The organism is Chryseobacterium gambrini (assembly GCF_027920505.1).
In the GTDB taxonomy this organism is placed as follows: Bacteria; Bacteroidota; Bacteroidia; order Flavobacteriales; family Weeksellaceae; genus Chryseobacterium; species Chryseobacterium gambrini.
Map to the genome: position 1 here is coordinate 2355941 of NZ_CP115857.1, position 21877 is coordinate 2377817.

The 21877-nt window shown below is 36.5% G+C and carries 16 protein-coding genes; 13 read left to right on the forward strand and 3 right to left on the reverse strand.

Annotated features, from left to right (window positions below; genetic code table 11):
• The first annotated feature begins 40 nt into the window (after positions 1–40).
• The 8 genes from PFY09_RS10635 (at position 41) to PFY09_RS10670 (ending at position 7145) form a co-directional block, all read left to right on the forward strand.
• Positions 41–571 carry a YceD family protein gene (locus PFY09_RS10635; protein WP_076390582.1) on the forward strand — a complete coding sequence of 177 codons (531 nt, stop codon included), beginning with the start codon at positions 41–43 and terminating at the stop codon, positions 569–571.
• Between the two features lie 59 nt (positions 572–630).
• The gene (gene rpmF, locus PFY09_RS10640) at positions 631–834 is read left to right on the forward strand and encodes a 50S ribosomal protein L32 (RefSeq protein ID WP_076390581.1); all 204 of its coding nucleotides are present in this window, start codon (positions 631–633) and stop codon (positions 832–834) included.
• A 127-nt stretch (positions 835–961) separates the two neighbouring features.
• Positions 962–1447, forward strand: a complete 486-nt coding sequence (gene accB, locus PFY09_RS10645) for an acetyl-CoA carboxylase biotin carboxyl carrier protein (RefSeq protein ID WP_087705753.1) — start codon at positions 962–964, stop codon at positions 1445–1447.
• Between the two features lie 92 nt (positions 1448–1539).
• The gene (accC, locus tag PFY09_RS10650; RefSeq protein ID WP_076390579.1) at positions 1540–2895 is read left to right on the forward strand and encodes an acetyl-CoA carboxylase biotin carboxylase subunit; all 1356 of its coding nucleotides are present in this window, start codon (positions 1540–1542) and stop codon (positions 2893–2895) included.
• 227 nt (positions 2896–3122) lie between these two features.
• Positions 3123–4364 (forward strand): ornithine--oxo-acid transaminase, encoded by a 1242-nt coding sequence (gene rocD / locus PFY09_RS10655; protein WP_271159683.1) that lies wholly within the window; start codon positions 3123–3125, stop codon positions 4362–4364.
• A gap of 7 nt (positions 4365–4371) precedes the next feature.
• Entirely contained in the window at positions 4372–5169 is a 798-nt protein-coding gene (locus tag PFY09_RS10660; RefSeq protein WP_268055300.1) for a DUF5672 family protein, read from the forward strand.
• Positions 5170–5172: 3 nt separating this feature from the next.
• Complete coding sequence (locus PFY09_RS10665) at positions 5173–6165, forward strand: CgeB family protein (RefSeq protein ID WP_271159684.1); 993 nt, start codon at positions 5173–5175, stop codon at positions 6163–6165.
• A gap of 11 nt (positions 6166–6176) precedes the next feature.
• Complete coding sequence (locus PFY09_RS10670) at positions 6177–7145, forward strand: glycosyltransferase family 2 protein (protein WP_271159685.1); 969 nt, start codon at positions 6177–6179, stop codon at positions 7143–7145.
• 38 nt (positions 7146–7183) lie between these two features.
• On the opposite strand, the gene PFY09_RS10675 is transcribed toward PFY09_RS10670, so the two are convergent.
• Together PFY09_RS10675 and PFY09_RS10680 are read right to left on the reverse strand one after the other, a co-directional pair.
• Positions 7184–7528: a phosphomannose isomerase type II C-terminal cupin domain gene (locus PFY09_RS10675; RefSeq protein WP_076390574.1), complete on the reverse strand. Its 345-nt coding sequence runs from the start codon at positions 7526–7528 to the stop codon at positions 7184–7186.
• 16 nt (positions 7529–7544) lie between these two features.
• On the reverse strand, positions 7545–8480 hold the full coding sequence (locus PFY09_RS10680; protein ID WP_076390573.1) for a glycosyl transferase family 90: 936 nt from the start codon (positions 8478–8480) through the stop codon (positions 7545–7547).
• Between the two features lie 338 nt (positions 8481–8818).
• Here PFY09_RS10680 and gltX point away from each other — a divergent pair, with 338 nt between their 5' ends.
• Together gltX and PFY09_RS10690 are read left to right on the forward strand one after the other, a co-directional pair.
• Positions 8819–10543 carry a glutamate--tRNA ligase gene (gltX, locus tag PFY09_RS10685; protein WP_271159686.1) on the forward strand — a complete coding sequence of 575 codons (1725 nt, stop codon included), beginning with the start codon at positions 8819–8821 and terminating at the stop codon, positions 10541–10543.
• Between the two features lie 47 nt (positions 10544–10590).
• The gene (locus PFY09_RS10690) at positions 10591–11547 is read left to right on the forward strand and encodes an acetyl-CoA carboxylase carboxyltransferase subunit alpha (RefSeq protein ID WP_076390571.1); all 957 of its coding nucleotides are present in this window, start codon (positions 10591–10593) and stop codon (positions 11545–11547) included.
• A 60-nt stretch (positions 11548–11607) separates the two neighbouring features.
• On the opposite strand, the gene PFY09_RS10695 is transcribed toward PFY09_RS10690, so the two are convergent.
• Positions 11608–12306: a DUF6759 domain-containing protein gene (locus PFY09_RS10695; protein ID WP_108411379.1), complete on the reverse strand. Its 699-nt coding sequence runs from the start codon at positions 12304–12306 to the stop codon at positions 11608–11610.
• A gap of 145 nt (positions 12307–12451) precedes the next feature.
• On the opposite strand from PFY09_RS10695, the gene tsf reads away from it, so the two are divergent.
• From tsf to PFY09_RS10710, 3 genes are all read left to right on the forward strand, one after another.
• Positions 12452–13276: a translation elongation factor Ts gene (tsf, locus tag PFY09_RS10700; protein WP_108411380.1), complete on the forward strand. Its 825-nt coding sequence runs from the start codon at positions 12452–12454 to the stop codon at positions 13274–13276.
• A 250-nt stretch (positions 13277–13526) separates the two neighbouring features.
• On the forward strand, positions 13527–18308 hold the full coding sequence (locus PFY09_RS10705; RefSeq protein WP_271159687.1) for a T9SS type B sorting domain-containing protein: 4782 nt from the start codon (positions 13527–13529) through the stop codon (positions 18306–18308).
• A 195-nt stretch (positions 18309–18503) separates the two neighbouring features.
• On the forward strand, positions 18504–21860 hold the full coding sequence (locus tag PFY09_RS10710) for a T9SS type B sorting domain-containing protein (protein WP_271159688.1): 3357 nt from the start codon (positions 18504–18506) through the stop codon (positions 21858–21860).
• Positions 21861–21877: the final 17 nt, after the last annotated feature.

Consider the following 21877-nt stretch of genomic DNA (forward strand, 5'->3'; position numbering starts at 1 on the left):
GTTATTATAAAAAAATTGCATATTTTTGCACACTCATTTTATGGACAAGTTAAGAAACTATGACGTAAGCTTTTCCGGGTTAAAAACCGGCAAGCACGAGTTCAGGTTTGAGATAGATAAAGAGTTCTTTCAATTATTTGACACTGAACAGGAATTTACAAATCCTAAAATTGCGGTGGATGTCTTATTAGATAAGCATTCTACCTTTTTAGAATTTGAGATCAAAGTAAACGGAACAGTAGAACTGGTTTGTGATATTTCGAATGAAAATTTCGATCATCCTATTGAAAACCAGATCAAAGTTTTGGTAAAATTCGGGGAAGAGTATGATGACAGCGAAGAAGATGTAATCACGATCCCGACTTCAGATCATGCGTTTAATATCGCTCAGCTGATTTACGAAAACGTAGCACTTTCCATTCCGATGAAAAAGATTTCCCCGAATGTAAGTGATGATGATCTTGCTATTCTGGAAAAGTTCAGCCCGAAAGAAATTCAGGAAGAAGAGGAGGAAGAACATGAAAGCGACCCGAGATGGGACGCACTAAAAAATTTGAAGAATAAAAATTAAATAGTTTAATGATGAGATGATGAATCTCATCGCTCATCAATTAAAAAAGTTATTACAAAATGGCACATCCAAAGAGAAGACAATCGTCTACAAGAAGAGATAAGAGAAGAACTCACTACAAAGCTGTAGTTCCTCAATTAGCTAAAGATGCAACAACAGGAGAGCTTCACCTATACCACAGAGCTCACTGGCATGAAGGAAAACTTTACTACAGAGGTAAAGTAGTATTGGAAAAAGAAGTAGCATCTACTGAAGAAAACTAAGAGTCGATTTTCCTCGAAAAACACTCATTTTAATACAAAAACCGCCCAATTTTGATAAAATTTGGCGGTTTTTTGTTGTTTTTTATGTTTTTTTGGTATCTTTGGAACAAAATCAAATATCAATTTTATGGACATTAAAGACATACAAAATCTTATTAAGTTTGTATCTAAGGCAGAAGTTTCTGAAGTAAAGTACAAAACTAAAGATTTCGAAATCACTATTAAAACTCCATTGGCTGGAAGTGAAGTTGCTTACGCTCAACCTGCGGTTTACCACACTGCTCCACAACAGGTAGCTGCTGCTCCTGCACCGGCTGCAACTCCGGCTGCTGCACCTGCTGCAAGTACAGAATCTGCTTCTGACGACAGCAAATACGTGACCATTAAGTCTCCAATGATCGGAACTTTCTACAGAAAGCCATCTCCAGACAAAGACGTGTTCGTAAATGTTGGTGATGAGGTTTCTAACGGAAAAGTAGTTTGCGTTATCGAGGCAATGAAGTTATTCAACCAGATCGAATCTGAGGTAAGCGGAAAAATCGTTAAAATTTTAGTAGACGATGCAACACCTGTAGAATACGACCAACCTTTATTCTTAGTAGATCCATCTTAAGGAATTTTAGATTAAAGATTATAAATTTTAGATGAAGCTTTTCATTTAAAATAATTTAAAATTCAAAATTTATAATTTAAAATTTCGGAGAGATGTTCAAAAAAATATTAATAGCCAATCGTGGCGAAATTGCAATGCGTATTTTACGTACTTGTAAAGAAATGGGAATTAAGACCGTTGCGGTATATTCTACTGCAGATAAAGACAGTCTTCACGTAAGATTTGCTGATGAAGCTGTTTGTATCGGTCCGGCAATGAGCAAAGATTCCTATCTAAAAATTCCTAATATTATTGCTGCTGCGGAAATTACCAATGCAGACGCTATTCACCCGGGTTACGGTTTCTTATCTGAAAACGCTAACTTCTCCAGAATCTGTCAAAAGAACGGTATTAAATTCATCGGTGCGACTCCTGAGCAAATTGAAAAAATGGGAGACAAAGCAAATGCTAAGGCAACCATGAAAGCGGCGGGTGTACCTTGCGTACCGGGTTCAGACGGTTTGATCGAGTCTTATGAAATCGCTGCAACAACTGCTGAGGAAATTGGTTATCCGGTGATGATCAAAGCAACTGCAGGAGGTGGCGGAAAAGGGATGAGAGCCGTTTGGAAAGCCGAAGACCTTAAAGACCACTGGGAATCTGCAATTCAGGAAGCTGTAGCGGCATTCGGAAACGGAGGAATGTACATGGAAAAACTGATCGAAGAGCCAAGACATATCGAAATTCAGGTTGCGGGAGATCAGTTTGGTAAAGCTTGTCACCTTTCTGAAAGAGACTGTTCGGTTCAGAGAAGAAACCAGAAACTTACGGAAGAAACTCCTTCTCCTTTCATGACGGACGAACTTCGTGAAAAAATGGGAGAAGCGGCTGTAAAAGCTGCAGAATTTATTGGATATGAAGGGGTGGGAACTATCGAATTCCTTGTGGACAAGCACAGAAATTTCTATTTCATGGAAATGAATACAAGAATTCAGGTAGAGCACCCTATCACCGAGCAGGTTATTGATTATGACCTGATCAGAGAGCAGATCCTTCTGGCTGCAGGAACTCCGATTTCAGGAATCAATTATTATCCGAAATTGCATTCAATTGAGTGCAGAATTAATGCGGAAGATCCTTACATGGATTTCAGACCTTCTCCGGGGAAAATCACAGGATTAAATATTCCTGGAGGACACGGAGTGAGAGTGGATACACACGTTTATTCAGGATATACAATTCCTTCTAACTACGATTCTATGATTGCAAAACTAATCACAACGGCTCAGACTCGTGAAGAAGCGATTGCAAAAATGAGAAGAGCATTGGAGGAGTTCTACATTGAAGGTGTAAAAACAACAATTCCTTTCCACAGACAACTGATGGATAATGAGGATTACCTTTCAGGAAACTACACTACAAAATTCATGGAGGATTTTGTAATGGACAGAAAATATGATAATCACTAAGATTGATTATCTAAAATATTTGAACCGCCTCATTTTTTGGGGCGGTTTTTTATTAAAAATCAAAACGAAAAGATATTTAAACTGTAATTGATAAGTGATTGGAATAATAATTTCTAAAACATTCTGTTCTATCATTAAATTGTACTTTTCCCACGAAATTTTTCAGTAGAAGATTTCTGTTTATTCATATCAATTATAATGTTTAAATTTGTACAAAACCTAAATTTATGTCAACAGTAGAAACAGTAAAAGACTCACAATATTTCATTGATCTTGAAGACCGACACGGAGCCCACAACTACCACCCTCTTCCGGTTGTTTTAGATAAAGGAGAAGGTGTTTTTGTCTGGGATGTGGAAGGAAAGAAATACTACGATTTCCTTTCTGCGTATTCTGCTGTGAACCAAGGTCATTCTCATCCGAAAATTGTAGGAGCATTATTTGAGCAGGCTCAGAAACTTGCTTTAACGTCAAGAGCTTTTTACAATTCGAAATTGGGGGAATACGAAAAAAAGATCACTACCCTATTTGGTTTTGATAAAGTTTTACCGATGAATTCCGGTGCTGAAGCAGTGGAAACGGCGGTAAAATTAGCAAGAAAATGGAGCTACGAAGTAAAAGGAATTTCTGAAAATGATGCAAAAATCGTAGTTTGTGAAAATAATTTCCACGGAAGAACCACAACAATTGTTTCGTTCTCCAATGACCCTGATGCGAACCAGAATTATGGTCCGTTTACGCCCGGATTTATTAAAATTCCTTACAACGACCTTGAAGCTTTAGAAGAAGTTTTAAATAGAGAAGCAGAAAGTATTGCGGCATTTCTGGTAGAGCCTATTCAGGGTGAAGCCGGAGTATATGTTCCGAATGACGGATTTTTAAAAAATGCTTCTGAATTGTGTAAAAAGCATAATGTTCTTTTTATTGCCGATGAAGTTCAGACAGGAATTGCAAGAACAGGGAGATTAATCGCCTGTCATCACGAAGATGTACAACCTGATATTTTAATTTTAGGAAAAGCCCTTTCCGGAGGAATGTACCCCGTTTCAGCAGTTTTGGCGGATAATGAGATCATGAATGTGATTAAACCGGGACAACATGGTTCTACGTTCGGAGGAAATCCAATTGCGTGTGCAGTAGCTGTTGCAGCTTTAGATGTTGTAGAAGAAGAAAAACTTTCTGAAAGAGCGGAAGAACTGGGAAAATTATTCCGTTCTGAAGTTGAAAAAATTATTGAAAAAACAGACCTTATCACAAAAGTTAGAGGAAAAGGTTTGCTGAATGCTATTTTAATTAACGACACTCCTGAAAGTTCCACCGCATGGAATCTTTGTCTGAAGTTAAAAGAAAACGGACTGCTTGCAAAACCTACCCACGGAAATATCATCCGATTGGCTCCGCCTTTGGTGATTACAGAAGAGCAATTGCTGGATTGCGTGAAAATTATTGAGAAAACTATTTTAGAATAGACCTGTTTTGGTAGAAATTATTATTCCGATATACAAAAAAACACCTGATGCAGATGATCTGATTTCGATAAATCAGGCATTCCATGTTTTAAAAAATCACAAAATTACGTTTATTCATCCCAAAAGTTTGGATGTGAGCAACTATGAAAAGTTCACATCCAGATTTTTGGCTTTTGATGATGTTTACTTTAAAAATATCCACGGCTACAACTGTCTTATGCTGAGTGTAGATTTCTACAACAGCTTTTCGGAAAAATATTTACTGATTTATCAGACCGACTGTTTCGTGTTTAAAGACGAGCTTCTGGATTGGTGTAATAAAGATTTTGATTATATTGGCGCTCCCTGGATCAGAAGTTCTGAGAAGATATCTTTGGTCAAACTGATTTCAGACCGAGGTTTGGCAAAATTAAAAGCTTTAATCAACTTCAAAGGCAACGGAAAATCGCAGAAAGACAAATCTTTACTTTATAATGCAGTCGGAAACGGAGGTTTATCTTTAAGAAAGCGCGAAAAATTTATCGAAGTATTAAAAAATCTTTCAGATGTTAAAGATGTTTATCTGAAGAAAGAAAATATAAGTGAATTTTATGCTGAAGATGTATTTTTCAGCATAGAGCCGGAAAGAAATGGAATTAATTTTTCTAAACCAGACTATAAAGAAGCGTGCGGATTTTCTATTGAAAACAAGCAACAGAAAGCACTGGAGATCAATAACGGCAGGCTTCCTTTTGGCTGCCATAGATGGAATAAAGAGAGAGAATTCTGGAAACCCTACTTTTCTAAAGCAGGATATTCTATATAAAGCATGAATAACTTCAAAGATAAAAGCATCATATTAGCAGTTCCGGATCATTTCGGACTTCCTCAGGTTTTTAAAGAAAATCTTGAGTTTTTGGGCTTTACAGTCTATCTGGTGAAGCACGATAATTCCAAGATCAAACTTAATACAAAAGATTCTCTCATTCATCTTTATAAAAAAACATTTACCAACAATAAAACGCACAAAGCAAGAATCACGGCACTTGACAAAGAGCATCCACAGATCTCTTTTCTTGACGGAATTGAATCCGCAGATTATGCTTTGGTGGTAAGACCTGATCTTTTCAGTGAAAATGTGCTTCAAAAAATCAAATCAAAAAGCAATCATACCGTTGGTTATCAATGGGATGGAATGAAGCGATTTCCGTTGGCTGAAAATATGATTCCTTATTTTAATCGTTTTTTTGTTTTTGACAGTAACGATGTAAAAAAGTATCCTAATGTACAACCTATTAATAATTTTTACTTCGATTACCTGCATCCGAAAAAAGAAATTAAACAGGATATCTTTTTTGTAGGAACTTTTATGAAAGACCGTATTAATGAATTACTGCAGCTATCTTTAATTTTTAAAAAGATTGGTCTTAAAAGCAGCATTAATATCATATGCAGCAAATCAAAGTATTATAAAAAGTATAGTGACTTTCCTGTCCATTTCACAAAATCAGGGATGGATTTTAAAGACAGTATCCTTAATACGCAACAATCCAACGTGATATTAGATTTTCAGAATTCAATGCACAACGGAGTCTCCTTCAGGGTTTTTGAAGCGGTCGGATATCAGAAAAAACTGATTACCAACAATCCTTTGGTGAAAAATTATGATTTTTATAATCCTAATAATATCTTTGTATTCTCGAATGAAAACATTCATGAGGCAGAACATTTTTTAAAACAGGATTTCGTGGAACTTCCCAATGAAATCAGAGAAAAATATTCTTTTACCCATTGGATAAAACAGATTCTGAATAGTAATTAAAAAAGATTTATTTGAAAACTTCTGTAGCGGTTTGTACCTATAACGGCGAAAAATTTTTACAAAAACAAATTGATTCAATCCTGAATCAGACTCATCCTGTTGATGAAATCATCGTATGCGATGACGGATCGACTGATGCTACAGTAGAAATACTAAATTCTTACAAAGAAAAATATCCTGAAATATTTCAGATTTACATCAATGAAAAAAATTTAAGAAGTGTAAAAAACTTTGAAAAGGCAATTTCTTTGTGTACTCATGAAATTATCTTTCTCAGCGATCAGGACGATATCTGGGTTGAAAATAAAGTCGAAAAATATCTAGATTATTTTGAAAATCATCCTGAAACAGAAGTTATTGCTTCTAATGGTTTTGGGATTGATGATGATGGAAAGCTTTTGGACGTAATCACCATTTGGGATGTTATAGGTTTCATGAAGGCAAAAAATATTAAGATTGACTTTTTTGAGATTATAAGTTTTTCGGGAAATATCGCAACCGGGGCAACAATGGCAATTAAAAAAGATTTTGTAAAAAAAACAATTCCTTTTCCTATTGTTCCGGAGTTTCACCATGATGAATGGATTGCATTAATAGCAGCTTCTGAAAATAGATTTGATTTCATTGATGATAAAATGTTTTACTACAGACAGCATCAAAGTCAACAGGTAGGAGGTGTATTTTTTGATAATAACGAAAGGAAGAAAAATACGTTATTACGATTTTTCAGCCTGGATTTTAATGTACAGACCTTTTCAAACTATAAACATCTGTTAAAAAGAATTGCCAACTCGTATCAAAAACATAAACATATTTTGGAAGAATCTCAGGTTCATCATGATATTTTCAGTAAAAATCTGGATCTTTTCAAAAGCCTTTACTACAAATATAAAGAGGAAATGAAAAAGAAATATCCTGTTCGTTTTTTCATTTTAAATATTGTCGACAAAATCAAAAACAAAAGACAACTGGAAAAGTAATAATAAAAAGGCTACAGCAATCTGTAACCTTTTTATTCTTAATTCCTGTCATATTCATCCTCGAGTCTCACAATATCGTCCTCTCCGAAATACGTTCCGGTCTGTACTTCAATAAAAACGACCGGCTTATCCGAAAGATTCATTATTCTGTGTTTCGCACCAAGAGGTATAAAAATACTTTCACCGTAAGATAAACTGATCTCCTTATCATCCAGAACGATGGTCGCATTACCTTCAATAATCGTCCACTGTTCCTGTCTTTTATGATGATACTGGTAAGATAATTTCTGCCCCGGATTTACTTCTATTCTTTTCAGCTTATAATGTGGTTCATCCGCTAAAACATAATATTTTCCCCAAGGTCTTTCTCCGATTTCTAGCATATCTGTCTAATAATTTTTAGCGAATGTAGTCAAAATATTTTTTCAATACCAAAAGTGATATTAAATTTTCAACATTTTTATCATTAAACTGCGCTCTGTATTCTTTGGCATTTCTGATTATTTCCAGAGCTTCATTTTCATGATCGATGTAATACTGAAGCTTTTCCTCAAGATTTTCATAATTCTCATCAATCCCGATAAAATGTACATCTGGCTTTAAAGTTCCTTCCATATACCATGTTTCCATCTTTAAAGGCGGCGAAACGGCAATAGAATTAGAAGACATGATCCATTTTAAATTCGTGGCAACATCATTTCCTTCAAGGCTTAAAATAAATTTACTTTTTAAATGCTCCCCGATAGAAATCTTAGGTTTTATCCATTCCTGATTTCCGTTTTTGTTTACCTGTCCCAGATCACAAAGCGGATTGTTAAAATATTTTTCATAAAATCTTTTTCGGTGTTCCTGATGAACTGCCGCTCTGCCGATCATGATATTTTTCTTTTCAGAAAAATTCAGACTGTCTTTTACAGATACGAAATGCCTCGCCTTATCCAGATTCAGTAAAATATTGTTTTCATTATTTCCGTGAATAGGACGGCTTTTCGTTATTTTGGGAAAATCAAGGATGGTATTAACATCACCAAATGCAAAATCAATCTTTAAATCTTTCGGAAAATATCTTGCATACTCATAAGTATCAAAATAGTAGGCTTTCGGAGTTTTAGGCTTCAAAAGATCTGCGATTGTAGTTCCGGAATGATTTACTTGGGTTTCCGATGAAATTTTGTTGTAGTAGTCTACTCTTCTTTCAACTGTTGTAAGCTGTTCTTTGGAAACGGTTTTATAGAGATCATCAATCTTTTTTTCGAAAGATTTTACTGGAAATAATCCTCTTGCAAATCCCTGAATATAAAAAGACAACTTATTCTGTTTTTTAACTTGTGCCATGGTGAATTTAAAACTCCACAAAAATACAGCATTATATCTGTTATTTTTCGAAAAGGAAATTATTTTGAATGATTTTTATTATCCGAAAATTAAATCATTCAAATACATTATTAAATATGGTTATCCGAAATTGCCATCATTGAAAAACTTTTGAGTTCTTTGCTGAGTGAAACGCCTTTGCGAACTTAAAAAAGTTAGTAGTAAAAGAAAACTTCGCGGACTTTGCGTTAAAATTAAGTATTCTGATGAATTAAGGATAAGCAATTAAATTACTTTATCGCAAATAAATGTACCTTTTTATATTAGTTTAAGTAAATTTGCAAAAATTTTTATTTAAAATGGACAAAGTAAGAGTACGTTTTGCTCCAAGTCCTACGGGACCTTTACATTTAGGAGGCGTAAGAACCGCATTATACGATTATCTTTTTGCTAAAAACCAGGGAGGTGAATTTGTATTGAGAATTGAAGATACAGATACCGCAAGATACGTTGAAGGAGCAGAAGAATACATTGAAGAAGCCCTTGAATGGTGCGGAATTATTGCCGATGAAAGCCCGAAAAAAGGAGGAAAATTCGCTCCGTACAGACAATCTGAAAGAAGAGATATTTACTATAAATATACAGAGCAGATCTTAAAAACAGATTATGCTTACATTGCTTTTGATACCGCTGAAGAACTGGACGCGATCCGTGCAGAATATGAGGCAAGAGGAGACGTTTTTTCTTATGACAATAAATCAAGAAACCGTTTGAGAAACAGTATTGCACTTTCTGAAGAGGAAGTTCAGAAATTGCTGGATGAAAAAACGCCGTATGTCGTGAGATTCAAAATGCCGATCGACAGAACATTAAATCTTGTGGACATCATCAGAGGGAATTCATCTGTGAACACCAATACTTTAGATGACAAAGTTCTGGTAAAAAACGACGGGATGCCGACTTATCATTTCGCCAACATCATCGATGACCACGAAATGGAAATTTCTCACGTTATTCGTGGTGAAGAATGGCTGCCTTCTTTAGGACTACACACTTTATTATATGAAGCAATGGGTTGGGAAGCGCCTCAGTTTGCCCATCTTTCTTTGATTTTAAAACCTGATGTTTCAACTTTAATTAATAAAGAAAATATCGATGAAATTACTAAATCTTTCACAGAAGAGTTTGTAGCAAAAAACAATCAGTTTTCTTTTGATGAATCTGCAACAATTATTAAATCTTTCTTTTCAGAAGTAAAAAGTCCAAGATTTAAATCAATGTTAAGCGAAAATGATAAGGACAATGAAATATTAGCTTCTGTAAAACAATTTCTTAAAAAAGGAATTTCCGGAAAACTAAGCAAAAGAGATGGCGATAAATTCGGGTTCCCTGTATTTCCTTTAAATTTTACAGATCCTGCAACAGGAAATGTTTCCAAAGGATACAGAGAAAGCGGATATCTGCCTGAAGCATTCATCAATATGGTTGCGCTTTTGGGATGGTCTCCTGCAGACGATAAAGAAATTTTATCTCTGGATGAAATGGCAAAAGAATTTGATCTGAACAAAGTTCATAAAGCCGGAGCAAGATTCAGCAAGGAAAAAGCAGAATGGTTCAATCATCAGTACATCCAGAAAACTTCGGATGATGAATTATTGAATATTCTTAAAAATTCAGATTTAAATTTAACATTGTCAGACGACAAACTGTTAAAAGTGATTAAGCTGATGAAGGAAAGAGCTACTTTCCCAAAAGATATCTATGAAAACGGAAAGTTTTTCTTCGAAGCCCCCACTTCTTATGATGAAAAAGCATCTAAAAAAGCCTGGAATGATGAAACTTCGGCAATTTTAGGGGAATTGGCTTCAAATCTTGAAGGGGCTGATTTTAATGCTGAAAATCTTAAGCAAATGGTTCATGATTTCGCGGAAAATAAAGGTCTGGGGATGGGTAAAGTGATGATGCCGTTGCGATTATCTTTAGTAGGAGAACTGAAAGGACCAGATGTTCCGGACATCATGGAACTTCTTGGAAAAGAGGAGACTATCTCCAGAATAAACAATGCAGTAAATAATTTTAAATAGATTTTGATAATTTTTCATAAATTTGAAAGATTTAATTTACTTCAAGAATGGAATATTTAAGTTTCGAACTTCCTATAAAAGAATTAATGGACCAATACCAAACCTGTTCTTTAGTAGGAGAAGAAAGTGGTGTTGATGTAAAATTAGCATGTAGCCAGATCGAGGATAAAATCATAGAAAAGAAAAAAGAAATCTATGGAAATCTTACCCCTTGGCAAAGAGTACAACTTTCCCGTCATCCGGATCGTCCTTATACACTGGACTACATCCACGGAATGGTGGATAAAGGCAGTTTCTTAGAACTTCACGGAGACAGAAATTTCGCAGATGATCCTGCCATGATCGGTGGTTTAGCAACCTTGGACGGTCAGAAAGTAATGATCATCGGAACTCAGAAAGGAAGAACGACAAAAGAAAGACAGCACAGAAGATTCGGAATGCCGAATCCTGAAGGATACAGAAAAGCTTTAAGACTGATGAAGCTTGCAGAAAAATTCAGAATTCCTGTAATTACTTTGGTAGATACACCGGGAGCTTATCCTGGTCTTGAAGCGGAAGAAAGAGGACAGGGAGAAGCAATTGCAAGAAACATTTTTGAAATGACGATGCTTAAGACTCCTATTTTCACCTATATCATTGGTGAAGGAGCGAGTGGCGGAGCTTTAGGCATTGGTGTAGGAAACAAAGTATATATGTTGGAAAACACTTGGTATACGGTAATTGCACCGGAAAGCTGCTCATCCATCCTTTGGAGAAACTGGGATCATAAAGAAGATGCGGCAAACGCTCTGAACCTGACTCCGAAAGATGCTTTAAGAGAAAAATTCATCGACGGAATTGTGGAAGAACCTCTTGGAGGAGCGCATTACGATCCGGAAACAACGTATCTGAACTTAAAAAATTCAATATTGCAGAACATCAAAGCATTTTCAAAATTCACTGGAAAAGAACTTGAAACCCAGAGACAGGAGAAATTCATCGCGATGGGGCAATTTAAAGGATAAAAAAAATTAAACCGGTTAAGAAAAATCTTCTTAATTTTTTTAGCTCTTTTCTCTATTCAATTATTCACTCAGATTCAATTCGATCTCAATATCTTTATTAATCTTTTTCAGGGACGAATATTTGGCATCACAAACCATTGTGGTTAAAATATATTCTCCTTTTTCTACCAATAAAAAATTCTGTCCGTTTGCCGGAACATCCAGATTGTAGTATTTTTTCCCGTTGATTTTTACAATCAAATTACATTTAGACCTGTTTTTAATATTGATATACGCTTCCTTATCCATCGGATCATTATTAAAAAGATGCGTTAGCATGGCTGCTGTCTTTTTGTTCTGTTCGCTTGCTCCGGAAGATTTTTTATTCGATCCGGCAACACTCGCGTAGTTTACGGTTCTTTCCGCTTTAGAAGCATTGGCTGCAATGGTTTTAGAATTATTCAGGCTATTGTTATCCAAAACCATCTGCTTTATTTTATCTTCACTCAACGCTTTAATGGTTGGCTTGGCTTCAGGAGAATTTCCTGCCGTAATGATGGCAATCAGTTTTCTTTTGAAATAATCTGTTTTGGCATGTCCGGGATTTTGTTTCAGAAATCCTGCAATCACTCTTGCTTCCGCAGTGGTTTCCGCATCATTTTCTGTATAAATGATGGCGGTTTCCTTTTCCACGATGCCTTTGGATTTCGTTTTTTTCTTTTTTTGCGAAAATCCAAGAGTGAAAATGCATAAAAATATGAGGAGAAATATTTTTTTCATTAAGTAAGCATTTAAAAATTTATTAAATATACAAATAACGCAAAAAGTCATTTTTTAGTTTATCATTAAAATCATTATCTTTGCATCGCTTTAAAATTAAGCTAAAAATTAATACTAATCTTAAATAAAAAAAATAATAGATATTATGTCTTATACACCAGCTGCTGCAGACGTAGCAAAATTGAGAAACCAAACAGGTGCAGGTATGATGGACTGCAAAAAAGCTTTAGTTGAAGCTGAAGGAGATTTCGAAAAAGCGGTAGATATCCTTAGAAAAAAAGGACAGAAAGTTGCTGCTAACAGAGCTGACAGAGAGTCTACTGAAGGGGCAGTAATCGCTAGAGTAAACGAAGATAACACGTTAGGTGCTATTATCTCTTTAAACTGTGAGACTGACTTCGTAGGTAAAAACGAAGCTTTCATCGAGCTAGCTTATGAATTGGCTGAAATGGCAATTTTTGCTGCTTCTAAAGAAGAATTATTGGCTACAGATTTCCACGGAATCACTGTTGCTGAAAAATTAATCGAGCAAACAGGTGTTATCGGTGAAAAAATCGAGATCGGTGCATTCGAAAGAATTACAGGTCCTTATTTAGGAGCATACATCCACGCTGGAAATAAAATTGCTGCCATCACTTCTCTTTCTGCAAAAGTAGACGGAGCAGACGAAGTTGCAAAATCTGTTTCTATGCAGGCTGCTGCGATGAATCCAATTGCTCTAGACGAAACTTCTGTTTCTCAGGAAACGATTGATAAAGAATTGGAAATCGAAAGACACAAACTTGTAGAAGAAGGTAAACCTGCAAACATTATCGATAATATCCTTAAAGGTAAAATGCAGAGATTCTACAAAGACAATACTTTGGTACACCAGGATTTCATTAAAGACAGCAGCATGTCTGTTGCTGATTATGTGAAGTCTGTAAACGGAGATCTTAAAGTTACAGGATTTGTAAGAGTAAGCTTATAATCTTTTTCAGGATTAAAAATACAGTCCCGGTGATTTTTCATCGGGATTTTTTTATGTTAAAAAAACAGCAAACCGTCTAAATATTAACGCATTATTAAATATTTAAAATTTACATTAAATGGAGTTATTTGGATAAAAATCATCATAAAAAATTGATTATTAATGCTTAGATTTGCAGCCCTTATTATTAGACATGAAAAAATTTCTACTAATCTTTTGCTCTTTTTTTTATTTTATTCTTAATGCCCAATTGGATACAGAACACTGGTTTGCTCCAATGTCGGCAAGTTCACTTCAGGGTACTCCGGAATGCTACCTGTATTTATCCACCAATGAAACAACTCCGTTTTCGGTTCAGATTTACAATAACAATACGGTGTTTTCTACCGTTCAGGTGAGTAAAAACAATCCGGTACAGGTTACAGTTCCGAACAATTATATGATTGCCTCTACTCCATCCAATCTTTTTACACAAAGATCAATGGGATTACAGGTGAAAGGTTCTAAAAAATTCTTCGCCAATTTCAGATTTGCAGTTCCCAATCAGGCAGAAATCATCACTTCCAAAGGTTTGGCAGGAATCGGGAAAAACTTTTTCGTAGGCGTTGCCCCGAATACAACCGCAAAACCTTACGTTAATTCAACCATTGGATTTATTGCGACGGAAGACAATACAACCGTAACATTATCCGGCTACAATCCGAACGTTATTTTCTCCGACGGTACTTCATCGCCCACAAGAACATTTACCATCAATAAAGGGAAATCATATATCATTGAAGCGCAGAGTGATTTGTCCTCAAGTAATTTAACAGGATTAGTAGGCGCAAAAATTACGGCGAATAAACCTATTTCGGTAACCAACGGTAATTTCAACAGTATTTATACCACCCAAAATAACAGCAATGTAGATATTCTGATGGATCAGGCTGTTCCTGTGGAAAGATTAGGAAAAACATTTGCCTTGGTAAAAGGAAACGGACCTGCCAATTCCGGAATGGAAGCTGCTTTAGTAATCGCCACGGAAAACAACACCAAACTTACAGTAAACGGAAACCTTTTAGGAAGTGTTACACTGAATGCAGGACAATATTACATTGTTCAGGGAACCAGCTATATCAATCAGGGGAACGGACATTACAACATGAGTATTTCTGCCAATAATAATGTCTATGTTTACCAGCTTCTTGCAGGAACTTCAGGAAGTACGGTATATGCAACAGGCGGAATGAATTTTATCCCTCCTTTAAGCTGTTTTTTACCAAAAGAAATTAACGAAATCGGCTTTATCAATAAAATAGGAAGCAATTCTTTTGATACCAAACTTAATATCATTACCCAGACAGGAGCCAATGTAACGTTTAACGGAAGTGCCATCGGCGCGATCAGCGGACCTTATCCTGTAACGGGTAATCCGGGTTGGGTAACCTATTCTCTTCAGGGAGTTAACGGAAATATTACAGTAAATTCCACGCTTCCTGTCACGGCAGGAATTGCAGCAGGAAACGGCGCGGTAGGTTACGGTGGATATTTTGCAGGATTTTCATCTGTTCCCGCCATTACAAAAACCGGCGACTGCTACGCAGGAATTCTTTTGCAGGTTGATAACAATTACGACACTTATCAATGGTTTTTAAACGGAAATCCAATTTCGGGAGCCACTTCTTTCTCAATCAATCCAGAATTATACGGAGCCGGAGATTACACCTGTTTAATTACAAAAAACAACTGTGAAACAAGATTAACCGGAGTTTACAGCTATACTTTATGTCCTCCGATTTCCACTACAACCTACAATATCGGGTCTTGTAACACAAAAGTGATTACTCCTGCGTTTACGAACTCTACACAGACTATCGTTCCATCGCTTACCAGTATCATTTCACCGCCAACATCGGGAACTGCTACGCTAAATCCAACAACAGGACAAATTACTTATACCCCCAATCCTTCTGCAACGAACACTACCGATAATTTCATTTATTACGTTCAGGGGAATGGAAATTCTTTTGATTTTGAATATTTTAAAATCATTGTTAATACAAATGTTTTACAGGTAAACAACGGTTCTCTGGCTTCCTGTGCAGGAACCAACGGAAACGGAACTTATAATTTAACAACAGCCAATGTTTCTTCTGATCCGGGAACTACGGTAACCTATTTTACCAACTCAAATTTAACCGGACAGATTACTAATCCTGCGACGTATTCCGGACCGGCAGGAACTGTTTATGCCAATGTGACTTCACAGTACGGCTGTTCAAAAACCGCTCAGATTACATTAACTTTAAATGCTTTACCGAATGTTAATAATGTTTCTCTGGCTTCATGTACGGGAACAGGTGGAAACGGAATATTCAATTTAACTTCTGCCAACGTTTCTTCTGATCCGGGAATTACGGTAACGTATTTTACGAATTCTAATCTGACAGGACAAATAACTAATCCTGCAACCTATTCAGGTCCTTCAGGAATTATTTATGCGAATGTGACTTCCGCAAACGGATGTTCGAAAACCGCTCAGATCACTTTAACGGTAAATTCTTTACCCAATACGAATAATGCGACTTTAGCATCTTGCGCAGGAACCAATGGAAACGGAACGTTTAATTTAACTTCAGCCAGCGTTTCTTCTGATCCGGGAATTACGGTAACTTATTTTACCAATTCAAATTTAACCGGACAGATTACCAATCCTGCGAATTATTCGGGGACTTCAGGAATTATTTATGCAAATGTAACTTCTGCAGCAGGCTGTTCAAAAGCAGCTCAGATTACTCTAACGGTAAATCCTTTGCCTAATGTTACGAATGCCACTTTATCGTCGTGCGCAGGAACCAACGGAAACGGAACTTATAATTTAACAACAGCCAATGTTTCTTCTGATCCGGGAACTACGGTAACGTATTTTACCAACTCAAATTTAACCGGACAGATTACTAATCCTGCGACGTATTCCGGACCGGCAGGAATTATTTATGCAAATATCACTTCTGCGAATGGATGTTCCAGACAGGCACAGATTACATTAGCTTTAAATGCTTCTCCGAATGTCAATAATGTTTCTCTGGCTTCATGTGCAGGAACAGGCGGAAACGGAACGTTCAATTTAACGGCAGCAAATGTTTCTTCTGATCCGGGAATTACGGTAACGTATTTTACCAATTCTAATCTAACAGGACAAATTACCAATCCTGCAACCTATTCAGGTCCTTCAGGAATTATCTATGCGAATGTGACTTCTGCAAACGGATGTTCTAAAACTGCTCAGATTACTTTAACGGTAAATTCTTTACCCAGTACGAATAACGCGACTTTAACATCTTGTGCAGGAACTAATGGAAACGGACCTTTCAATTTAACTTCTGTCAACGTTTCTTCTGATCCGGGAGTGACAGTAACTTATTTTATCAATTCTAATTTAACAGGACAGATTACCAATCCTGCGAATTATTTGGGAACTTCAGGAATTATTTATGCAAATGTAACTTCTGCAGCAGGTTGTTCAAAAGCAGCTCAGATTACTTTAACGGTAAATCCTTTGCCTAATGTTACGAATGCCTCTTTATTTTCGTGTGCAGGAACCAACGGAAACGGAACTTATAATTTAACCACAGCCAACGTTTCTTCTGATCCGGGAGTTACGGTAACCTATTTTACCAACTCAAATTTAACCGGACAGATTACTAATCCTGCGACGTATTCCGGACCGGCAGGAATTATTTATGCAAATATCACTTCTGCGAATGGATGTTCCAGACAGGCACAGATTACTTTAACAACCACTCCTTCTCCAAATATCAATACGGCTAATTATAACGCCAGTCTTTGTGATGATAATTTTGACGGTATCGTTAACGTGAATTTTTCAACCGTAACCCCTCAGATTGTTACCAATGCTGCGAATTTTACGGTAAGATATTATTTGAATCAGGCAGATGCAAATGCCGGAAATGGCAACACTCTGCCTGTAAACTGGACGTATACAGCAAATACAACCGTTTATGTAAGAGTAGATACAGCGGGAGGAAGTTGTCCTCCGGCTTTCGGACAGATTAATTTTAAAATCGGAAATAAAATTACGTTGCTTACCAACGTCGTGAATATGGATGTTTGCGATAATGATCTTAACGGTTCTGAAAATGCAAATCTTAATGACTATAAAAATTTATTTACCACTAATCCTGCCATTACTTTAACTTTTCATGCCACTTTAGCAGATGCTCAGAATGGTATCAATACAATTCCTGCAAACCAAACCATTACTTCGCCAAAAACGTTCTATGTAAGATTTGTGAGCGGAACTGAATGTCCGAATACAGGAATTATTAATGTAACGCTTAGATCGCCTAAAAAATCCAGTCAGCTTAATGACAAAGTGGTTTGTTCCACAGAAAAAGTGGTATTGGATCCGGGTGCGGAATTCAATTCATATACATGGAGTACGGGAGCAACTACTCAGACAATTCTTGCCGGTGCGGGAACGTATTATGTAGATTTAGGTTTTAACGGATGCGTTTATCGTCAGTTTGTTAATGTAACGACTTCGCAGGCTCCGACAATCACCAGCATCAACGTAACGGCTTCTAATGCAACAGTAAATGTTACAGGCGGAACTCCTCCTTATCAATACTCATTAAACGGAATAGACTATCAGACTTCCAATACATTTATGGGTCTTGCAAGAGGAATTCATACCGTTTATGTTTTAGGAAAAGACGGTTGTTTACCTGTGGTTAAGGAGTTTTTAATTGTAAATATTATCAATGCAATTACTCCGAACGGAGATGGCATCAATGATGTTCTCAATTATTCTGATCTGAAAATAAAACAAAACGTGTCGATTGAAATTTCAGACAGATATGGAGCTGCTGTTTATAAATCCACAGATAAAAGTTATACCTGGGACGGAAAATCAGGAGGGCGACCTCTTCCGACCGGAACTTACTGGTATATTTTAAAATGGATTGAACCCGATACAAAACTTCCTGTTTCCTATTCCGGATGGATTTTGATAAAAAACAGAGAATAACTTTTTACTTTACCCAATACTATTGATCCTGATGAATTAAATCATCAGGATTTTTTTATTGAAATTATAATATATTTCCAATTATTAAAAAAATATTAAATATTCAACAATATTCATAATTATAGAAATTACTAATTAAATTTTATGTAAAAAATTGACTTTTAATACTTACATTTGCATCCCTTATTGAGAAATATGAAAAAACTTTTACTAACCATTTGTACATTTCTTTGTTTATTATTCAATGCACAGCTTGATACCGATCATTGGTTTGCTCCAATGGCTTCAAAGTCTGGTACAGGGAATCTTCAGGGATATTTATATTTATCCACCAATGAAACCACTCCCTTCAGTGTGCAAATTTATAATAGCAATGCTCTTTATACCACAGTACAGGTGAGTAAAGGAAATCCCGCTCAGGTAAGTATTCCAAATAGTTTTTTAATCACTACTAATCCATCGGATTTATTTAGTCCGAATTCAATGGGAGTTTACCTGAAAGGAACAAAAAAATTCTTCGCCAATTATAGATTTTCTGTCCCAAGCCATGCTGAAATTATTACCTCTAAAGGTTTAGCAGGATTAGGAAAAACGTTCTACGTAGGAATGGCACCTATTACCGGTGCTGCAACTTATGTCAACTCTACTATAGGAGTTACTGCTACAGAAGACAATACTAATGTTGTGATATCAGGATATAATCCCAATGTTGTTTTCTCAGATGGCTCCTCAAGCCCCACAAAAACATTTACCTTAAATAAAGGAGAATCCTATATCGTAGATGCTTTAAGTACAGATTCTGCAGTGAATCTTGATGGGTTAATCGGGGCGAAAATACAATCTTCGAAACCGATTTCTGTTACCAACGGAAATTTTAACGGAATTTATACCAATTTAAACTTCACCAACAACGATATCCTTATGGATCAGGCAGCTCCTGTAGAAAGACTGGGAAAAGAGTTTGTTGTGGTGAAGGGAAACGGAACCATACTTTCCGAAATGGAAACCGCGCTGATTGTGGCAACACAAAACAACACCCAGATTACAATTAACGGGATTGCTACAGGAATCACTTTAAACGAAGGACAATATTACATGGTTCCAAGTAATAATTATATACAGCACGGAACCGGAGATAATTATAACATGAGCATTTCTGCCAATAACAACATTTATGTTTATCAGCTATTAGCAGGAGTTTCTTCTACAACCGGAGGCAATGAATACGCTACAGGAGGGATGAACTTTATTCCTCCGTTGAGTTGCTTTATGCCCAACAAAGTAGATGAAATAGGATTTATCAATCAAATCGGGAATCAGACATTTAACACCCGCCTCAATATTATCACCCAAACCGGGGCAACCGTAACTTTAAACGGAAATCCGATTGCTACAGCTAACGGACCTTATCCTGTAAACGGAAATCCTAACTGGGTAACCTATACTGTTCCTAATATTACCGGCACCATTACCGTTAACTCTACAAAATCCGTAACCGCAGGAATTGCAGCAGGAAGCGGCGCAGTAGGTTATGGAGGCTATTTTGCAGGATTTTCTTCTGTACCCGTAATTTCAAAAACTGGAGATTGCTATCTCGGAATTTTGCTTCAGGTAGATAACACGTACGATAATTATCAATGGTATCTTAATGGAAATCCTATTTCGGGAGCCACTTCATATTCCATCAATCCTGAATTATACGGCGCAGGAAACTATACCTGTATGGTTTCTAAAAACAACTGCGGTTCTTTGCTTACTGATGCTTATTCCTATACATTGTGTCCTCCGATCACGACTACAACATACAACATCGGATCATGCAACACAAAGGTAATTTCTCCTGCATTTACAAATTCTACACAAACCATTGTTCCGGCGAATACAAATATTATTTTAGCTCCTACTTCCGGAACAGCAACCGTTAATTCAGCAACGGGGCAAATTACCTATACTCCCAATGCAGGACTTACAGCAGATACAACAGATAGTTTCATTTACTATATAGAAGGAAACGGAAGTCCTGCAAGCTTTGAATATTTTAAAATTATCATCAATACAGATGTTTTGCAGACAACAAACGCATCATTAACTTCATGTGCAGACACGAACGGAAATGGAACGTTTAACTTAACCTCGGCTAATGTAACGCCAGATTCAGGAACTACAGTGCAGTATTATACCAATGCGGCGTTATCGGGAACTCCCATTGCAGCACCCGGAAATTATTCAGGACCGGCTGGAACGATTTATGCAAACGTAACATCTTCTTACGGGTGTAAAAAAGTAGCACAGATTACTTTAACAACAACTCCTTCTCCAAACATCAACACAGGCAATTATAACGCAACGCTTTGCGATGATAATTTTGATGGCATCGTGAATGTAAATTTCCCAAGCATCACTCCTGTTATTGTGACCAATTCTGCAAACTTTAATGTAAGATATTATTTACTTCAGGCTGATGCCAATGCAGGTAATAACAATACGCTTCCTGCAAACTGGACTTACACAGCCAATACCACTGTTTATGTGAGGGTGGATGCACTTACCGGAAGCTGTCCTGCTGTTTTTGGTCAGATTAACTTTACCATAGGAAACAAAATTACCTTAATTACAGGAAATGCAGCAACAGATATCTGTGACAGTGATATCAGTGGCTCTGAAGCGGTAAATTTAAATGATTATAAAAATCTTTTTACGGCGAATGCAGGAGTAAGTCTTACGTTCTACTCTACATTGGCTAATGCACAGGCGGCAACCAATGCTATTTCACCGAACCAGAATATTTCCGCCATAAGTACCTTCTACATCAGATTTACTTCCGCTACAGAATGTCCAATTACGGGAGTTTTAACAATCAATTTAAAAACACCGAAAAAATCTACCAGACTTGCCGATAAAGTGGTATGCCTTAATGACACAACAACACTAGATGCAGGTGCAGGATTTACATCTTATTCCTGGAGTACCGGAGCAACTACACAATCCATTATTGCCGGAGCAGGAAATTATTATGTAGACCTTGGATTCAACGGATGCGTGTACAGACAGTATGTGAAGATCACAACAGCTGAATCTCCTGTTATTTCTAAAATTGAAGTTTCCGGATATAATGCTACTGTTACCGTTACCGGAGGAACTCCTCCATATCAATACTCACTAAACGGAATAGATTATCAGACTTCTAATATTTTTACAGGTCTTTCCAGAGGAATGCATACTGTTTATGTTTTAAGTAAAGACGGATGCTCTCCGGTTGTTAAAGAATTTTTAGTATTAAATCTTATCAATGCGATTACTCCGAATGGAGATGGACTTAACGACATACTGGATTATTCCGACCTAAGAATTAAACAAAATGTTTCAATCGAAGTCGTAGACCGTTACGGAGCTCCGGTATACAGATCGTCAGATAAAAATTACACCTGGGACGGAAAAATTAACGGTAGACCCCTGTCTACAGGAACATATTGGTATTTATTAAAATGGAATGAACCCGATACTAAATTACCGGTTTCATACTCCGGATGGCTATTGATTAAGAATCGTTAATATTTTTTAAACTTTCT